Source organism: Candidatus Pelagibacter communis (assembly GCF_001179925.1).
Lineage (GTDB): Bacteria > Pseudomonadota > Alphaproteobacteria > Pelagibacterales > Pelagibacteraceae > Pelagibacter > Pelagibacter ubique_E.
The window spans coordinates 1-21,259 of record NZ_CVSF01000040.1 but is presented as its reverse complement, the minus strand read 5'-3'; the positions used below and the strand labels follow the sequence as shown (position 1 = coordinate 21,259).

Annotated in this window: 19 protein-coding genes and 1 rRNA gene; 3 read left to right on the top strand and 17 right to left on the bottom strand. The window is 24.3% G+C overall.

Translation table 11 applies throughout. The features are described 5' to 3' along the window. On the top strand, positions 1-667 hold a 667-nt coding region (locus AMN70_RS02590), incomplete at its 5' end, for a glycosyltransferase family 2 protein (protein WP_143323406.1). Between the two features lie 4 nt (positions 668-671). Here AMN70_RS02590 and AMN70_RS02585 read toward each other — a convergent pair. From AMN70_RS02585 to AMN70_RS02520, 14 genes are all read right to left on the bottom strand, one after another. Continuing rightward, entirely contained in the window at positions 672-1,391 is a 720-nt protein-coding gene (locus AMN70_RS02585; protein ID WP_075501480.1) for an FkbM family methyltransferase, read from the bottom strand. Between the two features lie 7 nt (positions 1,392-1,398). After that, entirely contained in the window at positions 1,399-3,099 is a 1,701-nt protein-coding gene (locus tag AMN70_RS02580; protein WP_075501478.1) for an LIC_10190 family membrane protein, read from the bottom strand. Positions 3,100-3,159: 60 nt separating this feature from the next. Next, a complete protein-coding gene (locus AMN70_RS02575; protein ID WP_075501475.1) occupies positions 3,160-4,188 on the bottom strand; it encodes an MraY family glycosyltransferase in 1,029 nt (342 codons plus the stop codon). Between the two features lie 16 nt (positions 4,189-4,204). Then, positions 4,205-4,981, bottom strand: coding sequence for a glycosyltransferase family 2 protein (locus tag AMN70_RS02570; protein ID WP_075501472.1), 777 nt, complete (start codon positions 4,979-4,981; stop codon positions 4,205-4,207). Continuing rightward, positions 4,978-6,105: a glycosyltransferase gene (locus AMN70_RS02565; protein ID WP_075501469.1), complete on the bottom strand. Its 1,128-nt coding sequence runs from the start codon at positions 6,103-6,105 to the stop codon at positions 4,978-4,980. Before AMN70_RS02565 ends, AMN70_RS02570 begins: the two co-directional genes overlap by 4 nt. 63 nt (positions 6,106-6,168) lie before the next feature. After that, entirely contained in the window at positions 6,169-7,548 is a 1,380-nt protein-coding gene (locus AMN70_RS02560) for a surface carbohydrate biosynthesis protein (RefSeq protein ID WP_075501467.1), read from the bottom strand. 10 nt (positions 7,549-7,558) lie between these two features. Further along, a complete protein-coding gene (locus AMN70_RS02555) occupies positions 7,559-7,921 on the bottom strand; it encodes a hypothetical protein (protein ID WP_075501465.1) in 363 nt (120 codons plus the stop codon). After that, positions 7,922-9,043: an N-acetyl sugar amidotransferase gene (locus AMN70_RS02550; protein ID WP_075501463.1), complete on the bottom strand. Its 1,122-nt coding sequence runs from the start codon at positions 9,041-9,043 to the stop codon at positions 7,922-7,924. Positions 9,044-9,055: 12 nt separating this feature from the next. Further along, the gene (gene asnB, locus AMN70_RS02545) at positions 9,056-10,876 is read right to left on the bottom strand and encodes an asparagine synthase (glutamine-hydrolyzing) (protein ID WP_075501461.1); all 1,821 of its coding nucleotides are present in this window, start codon (positions 10,874-10,876) and stop codon (positions 9,056-9,058) included. Between the two features lie 6 nt (positions 10,877-10,882). Further along, positions 10,883-11,887: an N-acetylneuraminate synthase family protein gene (locus tag AMN70_RS02540; protein ID WP_075501459.1), complete on the bottom strand. Its 1,005-nt coding sequence runs from the start codon at positions 11,885-11,887 to the stop codon at positions 10,883-10,885. Continuing rightward, positions 11,871-12,878: an NAD-dependent epimerase/dehydratase family protein gene (locus AMN70_RS02535; RefSeq protein WP_075501457.1), complete on the bottom strand. Its 1,008-nt coding sequence runs from the start codon at positions 12,876-12,878 to the stop codon at positions 11,871-11,873. Before AMN70_RS02535 ends, AMN70_RS02540 begins: the two co-directional genes overlap by 17 nt. Next, a complete protein-coding gene (locus AMN70_RS02530) occupies positions 12,875-13,960 on the bottom strand; it encodes a DegT/DnrJ/EryC1/StrS family aminotransferase (protein WP_075501455.1) in 1,086 nt (361 codons plus the stop codon). Before AMN70_RS02530 ends, AMN70_RS02535 begins: the two co-directional genes overlap by 4 nt. Continuing rightward, positions 13,950-14,945: a Gfo/Idh/MocA family protein gene (locus AMN70_RS02525; RefSeq protein WP_075501453.1), complete on the bottom strand. Its 996-nt coding sequence runs from the start codon at positions 14,943-14,945 to the stop codon at positions 13,950-13,952. Before AMN70_RS02525 ends, AMN70_RS02530 begins: the two co-directional genes overlap by 11 nt. Continuing rightward, positions 14,926-15,588, bottom strand: coding sequence for a cytidylyltransferase domain-containing protein (locus AMN70_RS02520; RefSeq protein WP_256998028.1), 663 nt, complete (start codon positions 15,586-15,588; stop codon positions 14,926-14,928). Before AMN70_RS02520 ends, AMN70_RS02525 begins: the two co-directional genes overlap by 20 nt. A 74-nt stretch (positions 15,589-15,662) precedes the next feature. Between AMN70_RS02520 and AMN70_RS02515 the strand changes: the two genes are divergently transcribed. Further along, the gene (locus AMN70_RS02515) at positions 15,663-16,523 is read left to right on the top strand and encodes a formyltransferase family protein (RefSeq protein ID WP_075501448.1); all 861 of its coding nucleotides are present in this window, start codon (positions 15,663-15,665) and stop codon (positions 16,521-16,523) included. Continuing rightward, complete coding sequence (locus tag AMN70_RS02510; RefSeq protein WP_075501445.1) at positions 16,513-17,214, top strand: class I SAM-dependent methyltransferase; 702 nt, start codon at positions 16,513-16,515, stop codon at positions 17,212-17,214. The genes AMN70_RS02515 and AMN70_RS02510 overlap by 11 nt, the downstream gene beginning before the upstream one ends. Here the strand turns inward: AMN70_RS02510 and AMN70_RS02505 are convergent. The 3 genes from AMN70_RS02505 to AMN70_RS02495 form a co-directional block, all read right to left on the bottom strand. After that, positions 17,209-19,005 carry a carbamoyltransferase C-terminal domain-containing protein gene (locus AMN70_RS02505; RefSeq protein WP_075501443.1) on the bottom strand — a complete coding sequence of 599 codons (1,797 nt, stop codon included), beginning with the start codon at positions 19,003-19,005 and terminating at the stop codon, positions 17,209-17,211. The two genes, AMN70_RS02510 and AMN70_RS02505, sit on opposite strands and share 6 nt — an antisense overlap. After that, positions 19,002-20,807 (bottom strand): ABC transporter ATP-binding protein, encoded by a 1,806-nt coding sequence (locus tag AMN70_RS02500; RefSeq protein WP_256998027.1) that lies wholly within the window; start codon positions 20,805-20,807, stop codon positions 19,002-19,004. Before AMN70_RS02500 ends, AMN70_RS02505 begins: the two co-directional genes overlap by 4 nt. 103 nt (positions 20,808-20,910) lie before the next feature. Next, positions 20,911-21,259, bottom strand: a 23S ribosomal RNA gene (locus tag AMN70_RS02495); the annotation flags it as partial.

Sequence of the window (21,259 nt, the reverse complement as noted above, 5' to 3'; positions counted from 1 at the left end):
TGAAAAAGAAATTAGAGAAAACAATCAACAAAATGAATATTTATTTGGTGATGATAATTCTTCAGATGATACCATACAAGAAATAGATAAGTTGGCTGAAAAATTAAATACAAATAAAATTATCAAATATAATGGTCCTGGAATATGCAAATCTGAAAATGTATATAAAGGAATTGATCTTTCACAAGGTGATATAATAGTAATTTATGATGCAGACCTGACTGTTAGTTTTAAAGATATAGAATTTTCTATTAATATATTAAAAAAAACAAATGCTGATTTTATAAATTGCACAAGAATGATTTATCCACAAAAAGATGGAGCTATGAAATTTACAAATTTTATTGGAAATAGTTTTTTTGCAGGTCTGTTTAGCTTATTGTTTAGAAAAAAAATTACAGATACTTTGTGTGGAACTAAAATATTCTATAAAAAAGATTGGATAAAAATCAAAAAGGATATTTCAAATTGGGGAATTAAAGATTTGTGGGGAGATTTTGATCTTTTAATTAGCGCGTATAAAAATAATCTAAAAATTTCAGAAGTACCAGTTACATATTATGAGAGAAAAGAAAACGAAACAAAAATGACCTCAGTAATTTCCAACGCTCTAAGAATGTTATTTATTGTACTTGTGGCATATTATAAATTAAGAATGAAAAGATAAATTTTTATTCACTTTGATTTTCATAAACATATTCAAAAGATTTTCTAAACAACATTTTACTTTTTTTAATCATCTTAAAGCCTTTATCATGTAATAATTTATGAATATCTCCAAATTTATAATTTTTTACAATCATATCATCATAATGATGTTCAAAATATATTAGCTTAATCCTTTGACTATATTTTAATGCTCCTTTTAATACATTAAATTCATAGCCTTCTGTATCTATCTTAAGTAAATCTATATTTTTCACATTATGTTTTTCTACAAAAGAGTCTAATGTTAAAATTGAGATTGGAATTTTATGGTAAAAGACATCCTGCTCTTTTACATTCAAAATTCGCTTTTTTTTTTTAAAATATTTTGAACCCTCGTTTAATTGATTAATAGTCGATGAGGAAGACTCGATTACCTGATTAATATAATTTTTTGATATTTTGTCACCTAAACCTAAATTAAAAATTTCAACTTTATTATTTATCTGATTTTTAGAAATTTTCCTTTTAAGAACTTCAAAGTTTTTTGGGCTTGCTTCGAAAGAATAAATTTTTTCAATTTTTAGTTTCTTTAAAAATAATCTAATTGTTTCACCATGATGAGCTCCCACATCAAATACAACTAATGGTTTTAAAAATTTATTATTTATTAATTTTATTATTTTTTTTTGTTGAAAATAATCAAAAAAATTTAAAAGTTTTATTATTATCTTAGAATAGAACATTTATATTTTAACTCCTGTTATCTATAAAAAAAAAATATCCATTCTTTTTAATAGTTGTAAATCTAAATTTGCCTAAACTTTGGATACATGGTGATGGAATGTTCCAGCAATGACCTTTTGTTTTATAGATTGTTAAACCAGATGAAGTCGTCTCAAAAATGAAATCTTTTTCGGGAATGGCAAAAAAAGGAAAGTTATCATATTTATAGTGATCAGTTCTTTGAATTTCATTGTTAATTCTATCTATATTTTTTAAATTGAAAATAATTATTACAAATATTATTAAAAATTTAAATTTTTTCTGAAAAAATTTTTTATTTTCAAATTTTTGAAAAAATAATGCTAAAGGAATTGATAACGTTAAAAAAGATATAGAATAACCACCATATCTTAGCTGAGGATGTTTTACAAACCACAAGAAAAAAACTGTTAAAATTATAAGATAAAAAAATAAGACTTCTTTTTGTATATTAAAAGTTTTTAATCTTACATTGAATCTTTTAAATAAAATAAATGTTACTATAAAAACCGAAATCAATATTAATAATTGATCCTTAACCTTTCCCATAAAATAATATTCAAACCATCTAGAAACCCAATTGAAATTTTGAATATATATTAAGGGATCTTCGACTCTAAAATTTGGCCCAGCTCCAGATTTTGCCCACTGCTCTAACCAATTTGATAAATTTTCATAATGTTCTTTATCAAGTGCCCAATTTAAATTATCTCCAAAACAAGTTGCACTTATTGGTGAAATTATACATCCAGTAGATATAAAATGATGAAGGAAATAAATGAATAATGTTGAAATAAAAATTATAAAAGATTTTGAATAAAAAATAATTTTAAAAACTTTGTTAAATTTATCTCCAAAAAAAAATAACGTTAATCCAATTAATATATAAGGTAAAAAATAAGTTTTAAGAGTCAGACAAAATGCTATTAATGGAATGATTAATAAAGTATTTTCATAATTAAATTTTTTTTTATCAAAACAAGTAATCTGAAAAATTTTTATAATTAATAGAACTATTAAAAGTTGACCAACTTTGTCGGTACCATATTCTGCAATTCTATTAAATGATAAATTAAAAAATACTAAAGCGAATAAATATAAATATTTTGTGACTTCATGATTTTTTTTTGAAATAATTTCCTTAAATAAAAAAAAATTAAAAAATATTAAGAAATATAATGAACTAAAATGAAAGGCAAAATATTCAATAAATGGTAGATAAAAAGTAGAATTTAAAAAAAATAAAGATGATAATAATTTATATCCATGTAAAAGATTTCCCATTCCAAAAATAATTTTATGTTCAGTTAAATACTTAGTGAATGGAAGATGATAATATGAAAAATCATCATGAGTTTTAGAAATGAGGACAGCTAAAATTGTAAAAATAGATATAAAAAAAATTGTCTTTAAGTATGATCTTTTATTTTCAACTTTAGTAATAAAAAAAAATAAAATACCAAAAAAATGAATTATAAGATTATGTATATAATTGTGCGAAAAAAATAAACTTGTCAAAAGAGATATAAATGTCAATGAAAATAAACCATAAAATCCAATATAAATAATTTTTTGATCTTCAAAATTTGTTATTGAATTGAAGAATATTTTTTGAAAAAGAAACCCAAAACCAATTGTAGAAATTAGTAAGAAATAAAAAAATAGAACAAAAATAAATACATCAATCATAAAATCTGTTTTATCTTAGTTTTGAAGAAAAAACTCTTTAATAATAGTTTTATAAAATATTTAGCCAAGTTTTTTATCAAAATAATAATAAGATATTAGATACAATAAAATTGAGCTTGAGATCAAAACAATTTGTATTATCGAATTGTTATAATAATTAAAACCTATAAAGTAATTTAAAAACAATATTGAGTTTATTGACATTCCAATTAATGAACTTAATAAAAAATTTCTTTCTGTAATTTTCTTTTTTTTATAAAATTTAAAAATCAATTGATGCAAATGTTCATTGTCAGGTAAATAATTATTACTTTTTGAAAAATTTCTTCTTAAAATAGAAAACAAGTTTTCAAATGCTGGATACCAAAGTAAATTTGCAATGAAATAAGGTGATATATTATTATTTAGTAAAGAAACTTTTAATAAAAGATATCCTAATAAAAAACCAAGTCCATAGGCTGCACCATCACCAAGAAAATTTTTTCCAAAGAAGTTAAGTAATAAAAATACAAATAATGATAAAATGAATATATTCAACTCATGGTTTATAAAACTTATGTTGGAGCTTTTTATTAATAAATATAGAAAAATAGATATTATAAAAAAATTTAATGTACACAAACAATTTGTTCCATCAATTAAATTAAAACCATTAATTAAAACCATGAAAAAAAAAGTACAAATTAAAATTCTCGTTAAATCATAATTCATTAGATCATTTATGAACAATATTCTTGTGTCAATTTTAATTTCTTTAGAAATATAAAAAATTGATGCAATTAGTAAAAACTGTAAAATTAATCTCAACTTATAAGAAGTAACAATTTTAATATCGGCAAGTAAACCCAAAAAAAATAACATAGCACAACAAAATATTAAATTGGTGTCCAGATCATAAAATAATAATATTATTAATGGTAAAAAATAAAAAGTCCCAGCTAGTGGAGTAGAGCTATCTTTTCTTAAAAGAGATTTATGTTTTTCATTTATTGCATCTTTATCAAGACTAAAATTAAATTTTTTTAAAAAAAAATTTGTTAATAATAAATAAAAAACTAAAATAACAAATGTAAACAAATAAAATTGCATTAATTTATTTCATAATTTATCTTAAATTTTTTTTTAAATAATTAAAAGAAAGCAAAATTAAATGATATAATGCATTTATCCTATTGAATTGCATATAATTTCTGTAAACTTTATAACCATTAATTAAACTTGTAAATTTATTAGAAGAAAGTGAATCGCTGGTTTTTCTATAATATGTTAATTTTTTGTTAATACCCCTCATAGTTTTTAGATTTCTTGAAATTTTTAACCAAAGCACAAAATCTTCTTTTGTTTTTATTTTGGGAAAGAAATATTTATTTTTTTTTAAAAATCTTAAATTTAAGATTACTGTTGATAATCCTATATCGCAAGATTTCACAAGCTCATCAAAAGTAATTACTGATTTTGCATTCCTATTTGAAATTATTTTGTTTTTGTCATCAATTATATAATAGGATGTATGTGAAAATACTTGTTTATTTTTTTCCATATAATCAATTTGGGTTTTCAATTTATTTTTTGCCCATAAATCATCTGAGTCAAGAAAAGCCACATATTTTGAATTACTTTTTTTTATGCCTTTATTTCTTGAGTACCCCACGCCTAAATTTTTTTTATTAACTTCAATTCTTATAAAAGGTATTTTTTTACTTTTTATATTCTTTATAAATTTTTTTATTTTGTATAGATCTGACCTATCTTCATCATCATAAATTATTAAAATTTTTAAATTTTTATATGATTGTTTAAATACAGAATTTAAAGTTAAAAATAAATATTTAAGATTATTCTTATAAGGAATTATAACTGTAACTGATGGTTTTCTATTCATGAATTGATATATTGGTATTTACCAAGATATTTTTTCACTCTTTTTAAATGATCAAACTCCTTAGATAATTTAAAATTATTTTTACTTATAATTGAAATTTTCATTTTATTATTTTTTGCCATAGATATTTTCTTTTTCCACTCATAAATATTTTCATAATTACTTACAAAAAAAGCATTTTTAGAGTTTATTACTTCTTTTAGAACTTTTAAATCTGATGATATAATCATTTTTCCAACTGCCAAGTAATCAAAAAGTTTGAGAGGAGATGTATATTTTGAAATGTCATCTACTTCACCAGCAGATTTTATAATTTTGCTATATGGCAAAACTAATATATCCATTTTTAACATCATCTTTGGCAAAACTACATATGGGATACTTTCATTTATAAACAAATTTTTATTAGTATTTACAATTTTAATTCTGGATATTGACTGTTTGTTACCTCCAAAAATGTAATAATCGTTTTCAGGATCTATTTTCGATAATTTAATCAATGTATTAATCCCTTTTGATGGAGAAATTGAACCAAAATATCCAATTTTTATTCTTTTGTTGTTATTCTGTTTTGCTAAATAATTAATCTTAATTGAACTTCCACTCGGTAAAACTGTAATTTTTTTTGAAATAACTTTATATTTATTTATAAACAAATTTTTAACTGCATTAGAAATTGCTACTATATTTATTAAATTATTATTATTAAAAAAATTTAAGTATTTTAAAATAAACTTAGTTATTCTACCTTCTATTTTTGTATCATGATGAATTTCTAAAATTACTTTTTGATTAAATAATAAAAGCAAATAACATACAAAATAATTTCTCGTAATCGTAAGAGATTTCTTTTTTTTTAAAATAAAAAATAAACAGGCAAAACAATACAAATAAAATTCTAAACCTTTGGGAAATTTTTTGAAATAGATAAATTCTTTAATATTAACATTTTGAGTAAGTCCATAATACTTTTTTATAGAAAATTTTTTATTTCCAGTCCCAGGTTTAATCAAAGTTACGTTATAATTAAATTTTGATAAACTTTCACAAGTTTTTATTATTTGCAAAGAGCTTGGTAGTGGTGAAGGGATAGATGAAAAAGTTATATAATTAATTTCTCTCATAAATCCAAATAAAATTCTATACTTGTTGGTCTAAACAAAACATCAAAAGTATCTTTAAATTTATCATTTACTTCGAACATTTTTATTATTCACTAAAATCAATCTATCTGAAAAAAGTTCAACATTTACATTCCCAAATCTATTTAAGGATTTTTTTAAGTTATTAGTAATTGCTTCTAATTCATTATTACCGATTTTAGGAAATTTATATTTTGCGCTATTATGGTCTAAATTTTGATTATTATTTAAAAAACTTTTATTTATAATTTTCCCTTTGAGCTCTTTTAAATTTGCGATTGTTTTTAACTTAAACAAATTATTTTTTTTTGATAATTTGCCATTATCAAGCTTTTCCCACTCTCTAACAATATTATCAGACGCTAATTCATTTTTTAAATTACAAAAATAATCATTAAAATTTTTATCTTGTTTTCTTTTGATACCATCTTTTTTTTTAATAATATTTTCGATTTTTTTAATTAAATTTTTTTCATCAAACACATTATCAGATAATGAATTTGGAAATTTAAACTCAAAACCAGATTTTAAAGGTCTATAAGCGATAGTTGGTATATTTGAAGCATGTGACTCGACTCCACTGGTACAACTATTATGAATTAGTAATTTCGTTTTTCTTATCCATTTACCAATAGATCCATCTTGGATTACAAAAATATTTTTGTTAGGACCTATAATTGATTTCCAAGCATCGACACTTTCAGATGGATGAGGTCTTATTACAATTTTCAAATTTTTAAATTTTTTAGAAACAATTCGCATTGCCTTTACAAATTTAGCTGCCAATCTTATTTGATATGATTTGAATTCATAATACAAAAACTCATCTCGTCCTCTTTCAAAATTTTTTTTATCTCTTAAAACTTTAACCTCTTGCCAAATTCTTCGTTCATGCAACATAGCTCCAAAATTTGATGCTAATAATATAAATTTATCTCCTGGTTTAATCTGACTTAATTTTTGATTCTTATAATAATAATCAAATTCTTTTCTCCAAAAATCTACCCTTGGATTTCCAGTAACAGAAAATCTATTTTTATACTTACTAAAATAAGACGTGAATTTTTTATAATCTCTAATTCCCCATGTAAAAATTTTATCAGTTAATTTCACAGAACTTAGTGAAAACCTTTCCTCTAAAAATTCTTTAAAACTATTATTAATAAATCCACCCTCTTCATCGATTGCAGTAATTTTGCAACCATTATCTCTGTAAGCAATCAATTGTTTGATTCTACGTTCAGATGGCACAATACTTTTTTCAAAAATTATTCCTGGTTTTAATATTTTTTTTTTTACTAAATCTAATGTAAGAAGATTAGATCCGAGTAAAACTTCATGGCCTTTTTCTGCTGCAGCCATTGCTAATAATAATCTCGACTCTAACTCTCTTAGTTTAACTTCAACCTTAATATAAATATTCATTAATTAATAATTATAAATTATCTATTAATTTCAAATTTTTAGAACTTAACCAACAAACAATTTTTTGATCATCTTTTTGTAAATATGATTTGAATTTTTTTTTCATATCTTTATTAACAAGACACAAAAAAAATTTATTCTGACTATTCTTAGTTATCACACATTCATACCCAAATTTTTTTAATCTTTTATTTATTGATGGTGTGGCGTAGTAACCCCAGTTTTTTTTAACTATATCATACTCTTTTTTTTCTTTTTTAAATTTTTCAAGAAAAGTAACTTGATGATTTTCTTTTAAGTATATATTTTTCAATAAAGTAATACGAGTATTAAGCTTACTTTTTGTATGAAACTTTCTAATCTTTTTTTGCATTTAGTCAAAATTCTTAAATTTGAATAAAAATTTTTTTCCTTTGAAATCAAAAAGTTTTTTGTTTGTATATTTCCTTAATGTAGAAAAAAATTTTTTTTCACTAATTCCAATTAAATTTATAAATTCTTCATAATAGTATTTTGAAATAGGAACTCTATCAAACTTCATGACTAAATTTTGACCCTTTTTTCTTGAAATTTTGCCATTTCTAATATCTTCGCAGGCATGGTCCGTGGCTCTACCATATCCAAATTTTAAATATTTCAAATATTGATGAATCCTATTGATTTTTTCATCAATTCCAACATAATTTCTATAAGTTCCCTCACCAGCCTTTTTTAAAGAGTTAAAACCGTATTTTTTGGCAATTTTTAAATTTTCCTCTGAGTCCCATTTAAAAAAATAACTAGCAAAGACTGCATTAGTTTTTTTTAATTCGCTATCTGATGGTAAGTCATAATTTTTTAATGATTTATATTCAATTTTATGTTTTTTGGAAAAAATTCTTGGAGTTAAATTTGAATTAGCAGCAAATTTTTTAAACCATTTATAACTAATTTTTTTTGCATCATATTTTTTTATTGATCCACTATATTCGATCGCTGAATTTTCACCAAGTAAAACAAGTGGAATCTTAAAATTTAAAGCTATTCGAATTGGAAAAGCATGTAGCATACAATGACTCATTAGGTCTGGATCTCCATATTCTAAAAAAGATTTTTTCAAAATTTTTTTATGTATTTTTAAGTCAGGTCTTACTATTATTAAGGTAGCACCCATCTTAGATATATTTTGTAAATTAGAAATACCTATTTTAGTTTTTATTCCATAATCAATATTAACGGCCAAAATTCTTAAACCTTTGTTTAGTAATTTATGAACCTGAAATATGCTATCTTTTCCACCGCTGACAGGAACTAAAGCATCAAAATTTGGTGCATTAACTTTCTTTATTTTTTGAATTAGTTTCTCAAATTTTTTTTGTCTAAATTTCCAATCAATTTTTTTTTTTGAGTCTTTATAATTTTTATAATAAAGGCATGTATTGCATACACCGTTGGTGAAATTTAAATACAATTTTGTATTCGGCATTAAGCACTTGATACAATATTTTAATTTCATTCAATTTCCTTATTATAGTCGGGTATTTTGGTCTAAAAAAAATTTTGCTGAAAGAAAACGGAATATAAGCTTACTATTTTCAGGCGATTTATTTTTTAAAATAAATTCATAAAATTTTTTACGATTAATTATGTTAAATATTTTTGATTTGCTTTCAATAATTGATTTAAAGCTTTTTGACCTTACATCAATATAATCATAAATAGATGCATTAAATCCTATTTTTTTTCGATTTTTAATTATAAAATTTGGAGTTATTTTATTAAGTGAGTCTCTCAATATTGATTTTAAATATCCATTTTTAATTAAATGTTTAGTAGGTATAGTTTGTATAAAATCATATATCTCTCTATCTAGATAAGGTGTTCTGTTTTCGATTGAAAAATTCATAGAATTTAAGTCATCTTCATGAAGTAAAACTGGGACAATTTCATAATATAATTCATTCATCATCCTATTTCTCAATAAATCAGTTGAAAATTTTTTTTCATAAAATTTTGGTTTCTTTTTATTAACAAAAATTTCATGAGGATATTTATCATAAATATGCTCTCTAAAATTTTTATTCTTAAAATATAAATCATCTTTTCTTAAATTTTTGTTTTGTATAAATCTTTTAAAGTATCGATGCCAATCAGATTTTGTTTTTGCTAAAAGAACTCGATCATCCTTTATTTGATATAAAAATTGATTAAAATGATCAATATAACCTGAATAAATTTCATCTGCAGCTGAACCGCTTATTGATACTTTAATTCCATCCTTTTTCATTTGTCTCATCATAAACCAGTGTAGAAAATATGAGATTGTAAATAAAGGGTATCCTCTACTTTGAATAATTTTTTTCAAATATTTAAGAAAATTTGTCCTTGGAACTTTAACTAGTTTTAACTTGATGTCTAATTTTTTTGCAGATTTTTTTGTAAGTCCGTACTCATCATAATTTTTATTTTTACTATATATATTATATCCGATTATTTTTTGTTTAAGCTTTTTCTTTGCTATTGAAATTAATCCATTCGAATCAACACCACTACTCATACAAAAACCAATTGGAACATCTGATCGTGTTCTAAGTTTTACAGATCTAATTAAATTATTCTTATTCTTTTCAATTATTTCTCTATACGATATTTTTTTATTAAATATATTTCTTTTTCTTTTCCAATAATCTATTTTTTTTATTTTTTTGTTTTTCCCAATAATTAAAAGTGACCCTGGTTTTATTTGAAAAACATCTTTAAAAAATAAATTCTTATCCTTAAATGATGATTTATAACCATTTTTTAAAAATTCTTCTATCTTTTCAAAATTAATCATAAATCTTTTAGATGAAAGTGCTGACAAAGATTTTATCTCAGAACTAAAGAACAAATTTTTTTCTTTTAAAAAATAATAAAGAGGTTTTTCGCCAAATCTATCTCTTGATAAAATTAATTTTTTAGAATTATTATCATACCAAGCAAAAGCCCACATTCCTTCCAAAAAATCTACTGCTTTTTCTTTCCATTGTTTAAGTGCATGAATTAATACTTCAGTATCTGAATTTGTCTTAAATTTGTGTCCCATTGCAATTAATTTTTTTCTAACTTCAATGTAGTTGTAAATTTCTCCGTTGAAAATTAAAATGGTATTTTCATACTCCATTGGTTGATTAGATCTTTGATCAATATCAATAATTGATAATCTTCTATGAATAAAAACTAATTTATCTTTTTTTAAAACTATTACCCCATTGGCATCTGGACCTCTATGTCTAATTAGCTTGCTTGATTTAATAATATTTTTTTGAGTTGGTAATTTAGATCCATAGAAGCCAGCAATTCCACACATATAAAATTATTTTTTTAAATCTGATAATTTAACTATTGATCCTTTTTTAACATTTTTAATTGTTCTTTTATTAATTATAAGATACTTCTTATTTAATTGAATTCCATTACCAGGTCTTAAAGGAATTATATCATTTGATTTTATAATTCTATTTTTTGCCAAACTTTTGTTAAAATAATAAGATCTTCTAAACAAAGTTCTCTCTTTATTTTCACAATTTAAATAACTTTTTTTTTTATCATTCGTCAATTCTCCATACATTTTTATCTTTTTAACGAGTAAACTCATATCTTTAGGATCAGCTGAAATTGCATGATCTCTGAATTTTGAAAATGATTTATCTAACGTAAAATGTTTTTCAATAACTATAGAACCTAATAAAAAGGAGATTAAACATGCGTCAATACCAATTGTGTGATCAGAGTAACCAATATTATCTTTAAAAATTTTTTTTAATTTAAGTATGAAATTTAAATTAGCATTTTTTGGATCAACTGGATAATTAGCTACACAATGAAGAAAATAAGTTTTACTTATATGATTCAAATTTTGAATAAACTTTTTAAGATCCTCTATTTCTTTTAATGAAGTAAGCCCAGTTGATATAATTAACTCTTTATTTGACTTAACTGAACTTTTAATCAAATCTTTAAAATTATTATCTCCCGATGCTATTTTAATTATATCTACAATTTTTTTTAAATGATCTAAACTTTTAAGATCTAATGGAGTTGATATAAATAATAATTTTTTTTTTTTGGCATATTTAGCTAATTTTGAAAACTGATCAAATGATAATTCAAATTTTTTAAGTCTTTCAACTCTATTTAAGTCTTGATTTGAATAAAAAAGATCAGTTTTGAATGTCTGGAATTTAACAGCATCAACGCCTGATTTTTTTGCTGCATCAATTAATTTTAATGCATTTTCAAAATTTCCCTCGTGATTATTCCCAATCTCAGCGATTATTAGAGGTTTTTTAATTTTTTTAAATTTATTGAGAAAATTCATTTTTCCAAAAAGTTTGGTACCATTTTAAATATTTTTTATAACCTTTATCTATTGGAAATGATGGTTTATATCCTAGCAATCTTTTTGCTTTATCGATACTAAGCGTGCCTCTTTCAGGTGTAAAAGCTTCTTTATTTTTTTTAACAATCTTCAACTTAGGATATTTCTTCTTAATTATTTTAATTAAATCTGAAATTTTTCTTCCATTACCATATGTCAAGTTGAAGGTTTGATTTTTTGCACTTTTTTTTTTACAACAAAGAATAATTCCTTTAATAAAATCATCAATATATGTAAAATCTAATCTCGCATCACCACTACCATTAATGGTTATTTCTTTATTTTGTATAGCATTTTCAATAAAAATTTGACCGACTCTCCTGCTGACACATCTTTCACCGTACAGAGCTGAGGGCCTTATAATTGTATACGGTAAATTAAAAACTTGATTATAAGATTTTACAATTATTTCTCCTGCCATTTTCAAAGAGCCATAAATTCCAATTGGGTTACAATTTTGATCCTCTAAAGCTGTTTCACCTTTAAAGTCTCCATACACCATACTAGATGACAAATATATTACATGAGTTTTATTTGATTTTGCAATATCAAGTGTATTTTCAAGTGTTCTCAAGCTGTGATCGAAAGTATTATGAGGATCTTTATTAGATTTATTTGCATGTGATACTGCAGCTAAATGAATAATAGTACTAGGTTTATATTCATTATAAATTTTAGACATCTGATGGTAATCTCTAGCATCTTGCACAATCATTTTGATATTATTTTTATTTAAAAGTTTTATTCTAGTATGAAGAATGGTCGAGTATAAATCTTTGTTTTTGACGTCAGGGTCAGCAAAATTTAAATAATTGTTAACATTCAATCCATCAACTACAATCGGTTCAAAATCTTGCTTCAATTTTAGTGCTAAATTGTGTCCTATAAAACCTAAACCTCCAACTAATAATACTCTTTTTTTAGATTTCATTTTAAAGCCCTATAAATATAATTTAATTTTTTTTTAGATAATTCTCCATAAATTGGTAAAGATAAGTTTGTCTTAGCATATTTTTCAGCGTTGGTCATTTTAAAGGATTTCTTTTTATAATAAGTCATCTGATGCAGCGCTTTAGCATAATGTATACTAAAGCCAATTTTTTTATTTTTTAATTTTTTCATCAAATCATTTCTTACATTAGAATGTATAGGAAAAATAAAATAAGAATAGTCATCATTAAATTGAGGTAATTTTATATTTTTCTCATTTTTCAAAAGTGAATATAAATATTTTGCATTTTTTTTTCTTAATATGAGCTCTTTGGGATATCTTTTTAATTGTTTGTAGCCGATTGCAGCTTGAAAATCTGTCATACGATAATTTATTCCTAGGTCTTTAACATCATAATATCCAGGAATTTTTCTTTGAGTTATATCCTTATCAATCCCAAAAGCTTTAATGGATCTTATTTTTTTTGCAAATTCTTTATTATTTGTAATTAGCATCCCACCTTCTCCAGTGGTAATTTGCTTTGTAGGATAAAAAGAAAAAACTCCTGAAATACCGAAATTTCCAACATGTTTTTTTCTATGCATTGTACCAAGTCCATGTGCACAATCTTCAATTATTTTTATCTTCTTTCTTTTACAAATTTTTTTAATTTTACTGATATCGCAAGAAAAACCATTCATATGGACTAAAATTATAGCTTTAGTTTTTTTTGAAATAATCTTTTTAATTTTTTCAGGATTTATCAAGCCTGTTAAATAATCTATATCACAAAATATTGGCGTAGCCCCAGTTAATTTAACTGCATGAGCAGTTGCTACATGTGTTTGTGACGGAACAATTACCTCATCACCTTTTTTTAATTTTAATGCTAAGCAAGATAAATGTAGTCCAGCAGTGCAACTAGAGACAGTAATTGCAAATTTTGCTCCAGTAAATTTTTTAAATTCATTTTCAAAATTGACTGTATTTTTTCCATGAGTCAACCAACCACTTTTAAGAATTTTTTCAACTTGTTTTATATCTTGTTTTTTTATTTTATTATTTGAAAAATTAATTTTCATATTTTATTTTTACTTCTTTACCTATTTTCATAGACTTTTCAGCTGCTAAAGATATGCTCATTGAGTTCATTATATCTTTTTTATTAACAATAGATCTAATATATCTATTTTTTAAATTGTCTACAAAACTATGAATTATATTTAATCTATTTTTTTTGTCAGGATATTTTGAGAAAAGTTTTTTTATTTTTTTATTTTTTTTAATCTCATATGACCCTTGTAAATTATGAATAATTGTTGAATTTTTAGAAAAAATTTTCAATTCATGGAAATGAGGATAAATTGAGCTTGCGTTAGCTGTAATCTTTACAATTAAATTGTTGCTAAATTTCAGCAAAATAATTACATAAGAATTTTTTTTAAATATTTTTTTGTTAACTCCAATATTATTTCCTTTTACATAAACTGTAATTGGTTTTTTATTTAGTAACCATAAAACTAAATCTATGACATGAATAGCACAGCCATGAATTACTGAATAATCTTTTAATTGCGATCTCCACTGATATAATTTATATGATCTTCCCCATAAATAATCTGCTTCTATAGAAATAATTTTTTTATTAGATATTTTTTTTTTTATTTGTCTAAATAAATCTGTGGTTCTTAGAACCATATTTGATGTGATCTTTAAATTTGTTTTTTTTAATAAACTATTTATTGAGCTAAGCTGTTTTTTGTTTAAACAAATTGGTTTTTCTACAATAATATTTTTTTTGTTTTTTATACACTTAAGTATTTGATTATAATGAAAATTATCATAGCTTGCTATTGAAACAATACTTATTTCTTTATCTTGAAATATTTCATTTTCATTTTTAACAAAATCGATATTTGGAAATTTTTTTTTAAAATTGAATTTCTTTAATTTGTCAAAATCATAAACCTTTTTTACAATACAGTTAGGATGATTTTTTAAAGCTTGAAAATGATGCATTCCCACACCTAAACCAATTACTCCTGCCTTAAATAATTTTTTTTTCATAAATCTTAATTAATTGATTTAAAGATAAATCATTAATATTGTTTTTATATTTTTTTGCTAATTTTTTCAAAAAATTAAAGTTAGTTTTATTATCTAGTGCCATTGAAATATTTTTTTTTTGTTTTGATGAATTAAGATTATGAATTCTAAATTTTTTTGAATTATCATAAAAATATTTTGTAAAATGTTCTCTTTGATCTGGAGTCAAATTTTTTTCGTTAATCTTATTTAGGGTACTCACCTTAATAATTTCAACAGTTTGTCCTTTTGGGTAAGATCTTGGAAATTTATTTGTTACAACGTCATAATACCCTTTTACAAATTTTTTCATACATTTATCAATTAATGTAGGATCAATTAAAGGACTATCGGCACAAACTCTTAAAAAATACTTCAGTTTAAATTTATTTGTAGTTTTTTTAATTCTATTGAATACATGATTTAATGAACCTTTAAAAACTAAAATCTTATTTTTTTTGCAAAAATGGACAATCGGATAATCACTTTTTTTATTAGAAGTTGATACAATTATTTTTTTTATTGATTTTGATTTTTTTAATCTCACTATTATATTCTCTAATACTGTTTTATCATTGATTTTAAGCAATGCCTTACCTGGCAACCTTTTAGAATTAAGCCTCACTTGTATAATTGCAGTAGTCAATAATGGTTTTAAATTTAATTTTTTTAAAATAGTATTAATGATTAAGACACAAGATGAATAATTTCAATAAAGAAATACAATTTAAAGTATCGCTATTTATCAATGGTGATAGAGGATATGAATTAACTAAGTTTTTAGAAAAAAATAAAATTAAGATTTGTAAAATTTATCTATCAAAAAAGTTCTTAAATAAATCGATTTTTAAAAAAATTAGAAAATTCAACATTCCTACACAAATAATTTCAAGTTTAAAAAAAAAAAATATAAAAGAAAATCTAAAAAAAATAGATTTAGGAATAATCTGTGGTTTTCCTTATATATTTCCAAAAAATTTTTTAAGCTTACCAAAATATGGTCTGATCAATTGCCATGCTGGTAAATTACCCAAATATAGAGGGGGATCTCCACTTAATTGGCAAATAATAAACAGAGAAAAATATATTGGTCTGTCAGTAATTAAAGTTTCTAAAGGAATAGATGAAGGTAAAATTATTAATGAGAAAAAATTTTTAAATAAAAACTACGATATTTTAAAAGTGCACAAAATAGCTAATTCGATTTTTCCACATCTAGTTTTAAAATCAATTAATGATTTAAAGAATAATAGAAAACTGAAAAATCAAAATAATGATGAAGCAAAGTATTGGAAACAAAGGACAGGGAAAGATAGTTTATTTTTGCCTGAGACAACTCCTGTTTTAAGAGCTCTTGCAATGATTAAGGCTTTGAGGAAACCTTATCCACGCCCTTATTTCTTAGATAACAAACATAAAATAATTATAACTAAAGCTAAAATTTTTAAAAAAAAAATTAAATCAGGAACAATTAAATACAATAAAAAATCAATTATTTTAGGTTGTAAAGATAGTTCACTAAAGTTAATAAGTTTTAAAATAAAAAAAAATGAAAATTAAAAGTATTAAAAATTTAAAATATTCAAAATCAAATATTCCAAAATTAGCTAAGTACGAACGTATCAAAAAAGGATTAGAAAAAATAAATTTAAATAAAGTATATAAAATTTTGGATCTAGGTTGTGGTGCAGGCCAAGCTTTGTATGCTTTGAAAAAACTAGATTACAAAGGATATTATTATGGAATTGATAATGATATTGAAATGATAAATATGTCTAATAAATTTTATAAAAGAAATAATTATAAAAATTTTAAGTTTCATAAAGAAGAAATTCAAAAATTCAAAACCAAACACAAATTCGATCTAGTATTAATTTGGGGGGTGATTAGTTTTTTTGATAATTATAAACAATTTATTGACAAAATGGATCGTTGCTTAAATAAAAATGGAACCATTTCTTTATTTTCAGGTTTCAGCGAAAGCAATTATAATGTCTATGTAAAATACAAAATTGGAGATGGTAAATCACAAGCTGGACTAAACATGCATTCATTAAACGAAATAGAGTCTTATTTTAAAAAAAAGGGTTATAAAATTTCTAAACAAAAATTTATTCCTTCAGTAAATTTAATAAAATCAAAAAATCCATTAAGTTCTTTTGTTTTATATGAACAAAATAGAAATAAAGTTATAGCCAATGGTCTCAATATTATTAGGAAGTTTTATTTTATTAAAGCAGAGAAATTATAATTTTTTTTTTAATACAATTATTTTGTCAAATACCATTGCATCTAAATCCGAATTTTGGAGAATATATAAAGCGTCAATATGGTTTAGTGCGATTGGCATACCATGCAAATTTAAACTGGTATTCAATAAAGCGCCTATTTTAGTAATTTTTTTGAAAGATTTTATTAAATCATAATAACTTTTATTATCCTCTCTTTTTACAGTTTGGGGCCTTATTGTAAAATCAGCTGGATGAATTGCTGCTTTTAAATTCTTTCTACCAAATTCAGTTGTATTAAAAGCCATGCTCATGAATTTAGCATTCAAATTTTTATTGTTTTTGTAAAATTTATTTCTATCCTCAAATAATACAGATGGAGTAAAAGGCATCCAAAAATCTCTTTTCTTAATTTTTTGGTTTATTTTTGCTACGGTTTCGAATTTTCTTGGATCAGCTAAAATAGATCTATTACCTAGAGCTCTTAAACCAAATTCCATTCCCCCACAACATCTGCCTACTATCTTTCCGTTAGCAATTATCTTTGCAACTTTTTCGGGTTTATAATCTTTAATTATTATAAATTTTTTATTAAATTTATTCTTTTTAATATAGTTTTCTATATCATTAGAATTATTTTTATATCCAAGATACATGTTTTTTATAGGAAATAACTTAATCTTTTTTTTATTATCAAAATTTTTTAAGTGCATTGAGTGATAACAAGCGCCAATCGACAAGGTGCTATCACCAGCAGCAGGGGGCACAATTATCTTACCCAATTTTGTTGAACTATTAAGAAACATTGCAGCTTTAATATTTTGCGCCACACCACCTGAAAAATAAAATCTATTTAAATTTAACTTTTTTTTACAGCTCAAAAACCATTCTTGTAACTTTAATTCAATAAATCTTTGAACAGCTCCTGCTATGCCATCAAATCTAGCTCCATGAAAAGCCCTTTTGAAATGGAAATAAAGATCTTTTGGTTTTTTATTAAAAGTAACATTTAAATTTTTAATTTTTAATACTTCATCTAATAATGGATATATCTTATCTATTTCATATGATGATGCATAAGGTGCTAGTCCCATAGTTTTATACTCGTGCTGATTTGGCTTCATGCCTAATAGTAAAGTTATGTATTGGTAAATATGTCCCAAGTGATTTTTTTTCGTATGAGAAATAAGTTTATATCTATCGCTCTTGATAGTACCCACAGAGCCATTTGAAAAATCACCTATTCCTTCACTAGTAATAGCTATTCCATTTTTTCTTTCAGGATAAAAATAATACGAATAATAAATATGACAAAATTCATGAGTATAAAATTTAATTTTACTCTTTGGAAAATTCAAATTTTTAGATATGCAGTCTAATCTAATTTCTTTAAATTTTTTAATTAAATCCTTGTCATTATAAAGTGTTAATAAATTTTTAAAATCATAGTATTTATCAAGCTTCTTAAAGCTATTTTTAAAAATTTTATAATAATTAATTTTTTTTTTTTTAAGATAAAAAACTTTATACCAGTAATCTTCTTGTTCTTTTACCCAATCATTTACTGAAAAATTTGCATTCCTTTTAATGTAAAGCAAAACGGGATTGAGTGTATGACTAGCTACAGCTATTTCATCAATTTTAGCTAAAGATACATTTCCTTGTTTTAAACAACATTTTATTGCTTTAATTGGAAGACCATAGTCTCCTTTAAGTTTACTAAATCTTTCCTCCTGATTTGCAGCTACTATTTTGCCATTTATCATCAATGATGCAGATGCATCATGTCCATCATGAATACCTAATACTATCATATGTTCTGTTTGCCTTTATTCATAGTACCTGTAAGATTTATATTCATTTTAATTAATTCCTCATAGGTTCCTTGTCCTTTGATTGTCCCTTTCTCAATTAAAATAATATTATCTAATTTTTTTACTGTATCAATACGATGAGTAATCATAATAATTGTCAAATCACTTCTCATGTTATGCAGGGACTCCATTATTGCCTGTTCTGTAAAATTATCTAATGCACTTGTAGGCTCGTCTAAAATTAACACTTGAGGAGAGTGATATAGTGCTCTGGCAATTCCAATTCTTTGTAACTGACCGCCAGATAATCTAACCCCTCTCTCACCTACCTTAGTATTATATTTTAAAGGCAGCTCATTAGCCACAAATTCGTGTATACAAGCGATTTTGGCAGCACGTTCTACTGCTGTTTGATCAATTAAATCCGGATTTTCTCCGAAGGCTATATTAGCAGCAATAGTATCGTCTGCTAAATAAATGTGCTGTGGCACATACCCGATTGAACGCTGCCAAGCTCTAATGTTATTTTTGTCAATTAATTTATCATCAATTTTTAGACTACCTTTTTGAGCCTCTAGTAAACCAAGTATAATATCAACTATAGTAGTTTTACCACTGCCCGTAATTCCAACTATGCCAATACTTGTTTGAGCTGAGATATTTAGATCTATATTATTTAAAATAGTTTTTGAAGAATTAGGGTATTTATAACTTATATTTTTAAGAGTTATGTTTTTCATAAGTTTAATTTTATCTTTACTTATCTCTGAGCTTGATTTTTTGAATTTTATCAATTCGCCATATAAAGACTCAAGTGAAGGTCCTACAAAATGAAGTTGAGCCGCTGAATTGTAAATCCCTTGCAACAATGGCATCAAACGATATCCCGCATACACATAAAGAGCTATAATAGGTACAGCATTAATAAAGTTATTAGTCTTAACCATTAAATACAGCACTAAAAGCAATATGCCTCCAAACGCGATTATTTCTAGAGCATAACGAGGCAACAAGCTAACTACTCCAAATGATGCTTGGTTCTTTGAGACTTTTCTTGCTGGTTTAGAATATCTTTTAATATAAATATTTTCTAATCCACCTATCTTTATTTCCTTAATCGCACCAAAAGCCTCGCTAATAGCATTAAATCTTAGCCTGTTTGCATTAAGACGAGATTGACCAAGATTTTTTATGAAATTATTACTTAAAAAATATATTAATGCATATACTGTACCCAAAGTAAAACTGACAATAAAAGTAAGTTTTGGATCTACTACGATTAACAAAGAAATTATAGTAGCTGAAACAACTATACGAGAAATAAGATCCATCATTGGACCAATCCCCTTATTAACAACTGTTCCAACTTCATCTAGAATATTTGTACCGAGATCAGAACTATGACGATTTAAAAACCAACTGTAAGGTTGATTTAGATAGCCCTCTATCATTCGACGTTCAAGATTATATCTGCACAATGTACCGAACAATATTTGTACGTATACTGTAAGTGCCTTAAAAGAAAGAGATACAACTAAAGTTAAAAAAACAAATGAACCTAAAATAAATAAAAATTGTCTTGTATTTTCAACTCCTAAATTTTTGGACCACTCGAAAATTTTTTTTAAATAAGTATTAGTCTCTACTATTTCTGGGTTAGATAATACAGCCATGAAAGGTAATATAGAAATTAATCCGAGCGTTTCTAATATGGCCATAACTAAAATCATGGACATTAAAATTAACGCAACTTTACGATCTTTAGCTGTTAAGAGATATACAAGTTTTTTGAATGTTTTCATTTCTAATTTAAAGCAAATTTATTTGTTTAAAACTTGACGTGAACCTAACTATAAACAATCAAATCAATATAAAATTTAAGATATAAAAATTTTTTTCAGTGCATAAATCAAGCCAATTGAGCTATTAGTACTGGTCAGCTCGCACGCATTGCTGCGCTTCCACATCCAGCCTATCAACGTGGTGGTCTACCACGGCTCTATAGGAAGAACTAGTTTTGAGGTGAGTTTCCCGCTTAGATGCTTTCAGCAGTTATCTCGTCCATACTTAGCTACCCGGCACTGCAGCTGGCGCTACAACCGGTCCACCAGTGGTATGTTCAACCCGGTCCTCTCGTACTAGGGTCAACTCCTCTCAATTCTTCTACACGCATAGCAGATAGGGACCGAACTGTCTCACGACGTTCTGAACCCAGCTCACGTACCACTTTAATTGGCGAACAGCCAAACCCTTG

Bases quoted from the DNA above. Each gene is read 5' to 3' on its own strand.
- AMN70_RS02540 (WP_075501459.1), bottom strand. From the start codon at position 11,887: ATGAATTTTCTCAATAAATTTAAAAAAATTAAAAAACCTCTAATAATC.
- AMN70_RS02565 (WP_075501469.1), bottom strand. From the start codon at position 6,105: ATGAGAGAAATTAATTATATAACTTTTTCATCTATCCCTTCACCACTA.
- AMN70_RS02570 (WP_075501472.1), bottom strand. From the start codon at position 4,981: ATGAATAGAAAACCATCAGTTACAGTTATAATTCCTTATAAGAATAAT.
- AMN70_RS02500 (WP_256998027.1), bottom strand. From the start codon at position 20,807: ATGAAAACATTCAAAAAACTTGTATATCTCTTAACAGCTAAAGATCGT.
- AMN70_RS02585 (WP_075501480.1), bottom strand. From the start codon at position 1,391: ATGTTCTATTCTAAGATAATAATAAAACTTTTAAATTTTTTTGATTAT.
- AMN70_RS02505 (WP_075501443.1), bottom strand. From the start codon at position 19,005: ATGATAGTATTAGGTATTCATGATGGACATGATGCATCTGCATCATTG.
- AMN70_RS02535 (WP_075501457.1), bottom strand. From the start codon at position 12,878: ATGAAATCTAAAAAAAGAGTATTATTAGTTGGAGGTTTAGGTTTTATA.
- AMN70_RS02530 (WP_075501455.1), bottom strand. From the start codon at position 13,960: ATGAAAATTAATTTTTCAAATAATAAAATAAAAAAACAAGATATAAAA.
- AMN70_RS02580 (WP_075501478.1), bottom strand. From the start codon at position 3,099: ATGATTGATGTATTTATTTTTGTTCTATTTTTTTATTTCTTACTAATT.
- AMN70_RS02515 (WP_075501448.1), top strand. From the start codon at position 15,663: ATGAATAATTTCAATAAAGAAATACAATTTAAAGTATCGCTATTTATC.
- AMN70_RS02510 (WP_075501445.1), top strand. From the start codon at position 16,513: ATGAAAATTAAAAGTATTAAAAATTTAAAATATTCAAAATCAAATATT.
- AMN70_RS02550 (WP_075501463.1), bottom strand. From the start codon at position 9,043: ATGAAATTAAAATATTGTATCAAGTGCTTAATGCCGAATACAAAATTG.
- AMN70_RS02525 (WP_075501453.1), bottom strand. From the start codon at position 14,945: ATGAAAAAAAAATTATTTAAGGCAGGAGTAATTGGTTTAGGTGTGGGA.
- AMN70_RS02560 (WP_075501467.1), bottom strand. From the start codon at position 7,548: ATGAATATTTATATTAAGGTTGAAGTTAAACTAAGAGAGTTAGAGTCG.
- AMN70_RS02575 (WP_075501475.1), bottom strand. From the start codon at position 4,188: ATGCAATTTTATTTGTTTACATTTGTTATTTTAGTTTTTTATTTATTA.
- asnB (WP_075501461.1), bottom strand. From the start codon at position 10,876: ATGTGTGGAATTGCTGGCTTCTATGGATCTAAATTACCAACTCAAAAA.
- AMN70_RS02555 (WP_075501465.1), bottom strand. From the start codon at position 7,921: ATGCAAAAAAAGATTAGAAAGTTTCATACAAAAAGTAAGCTTAATACT.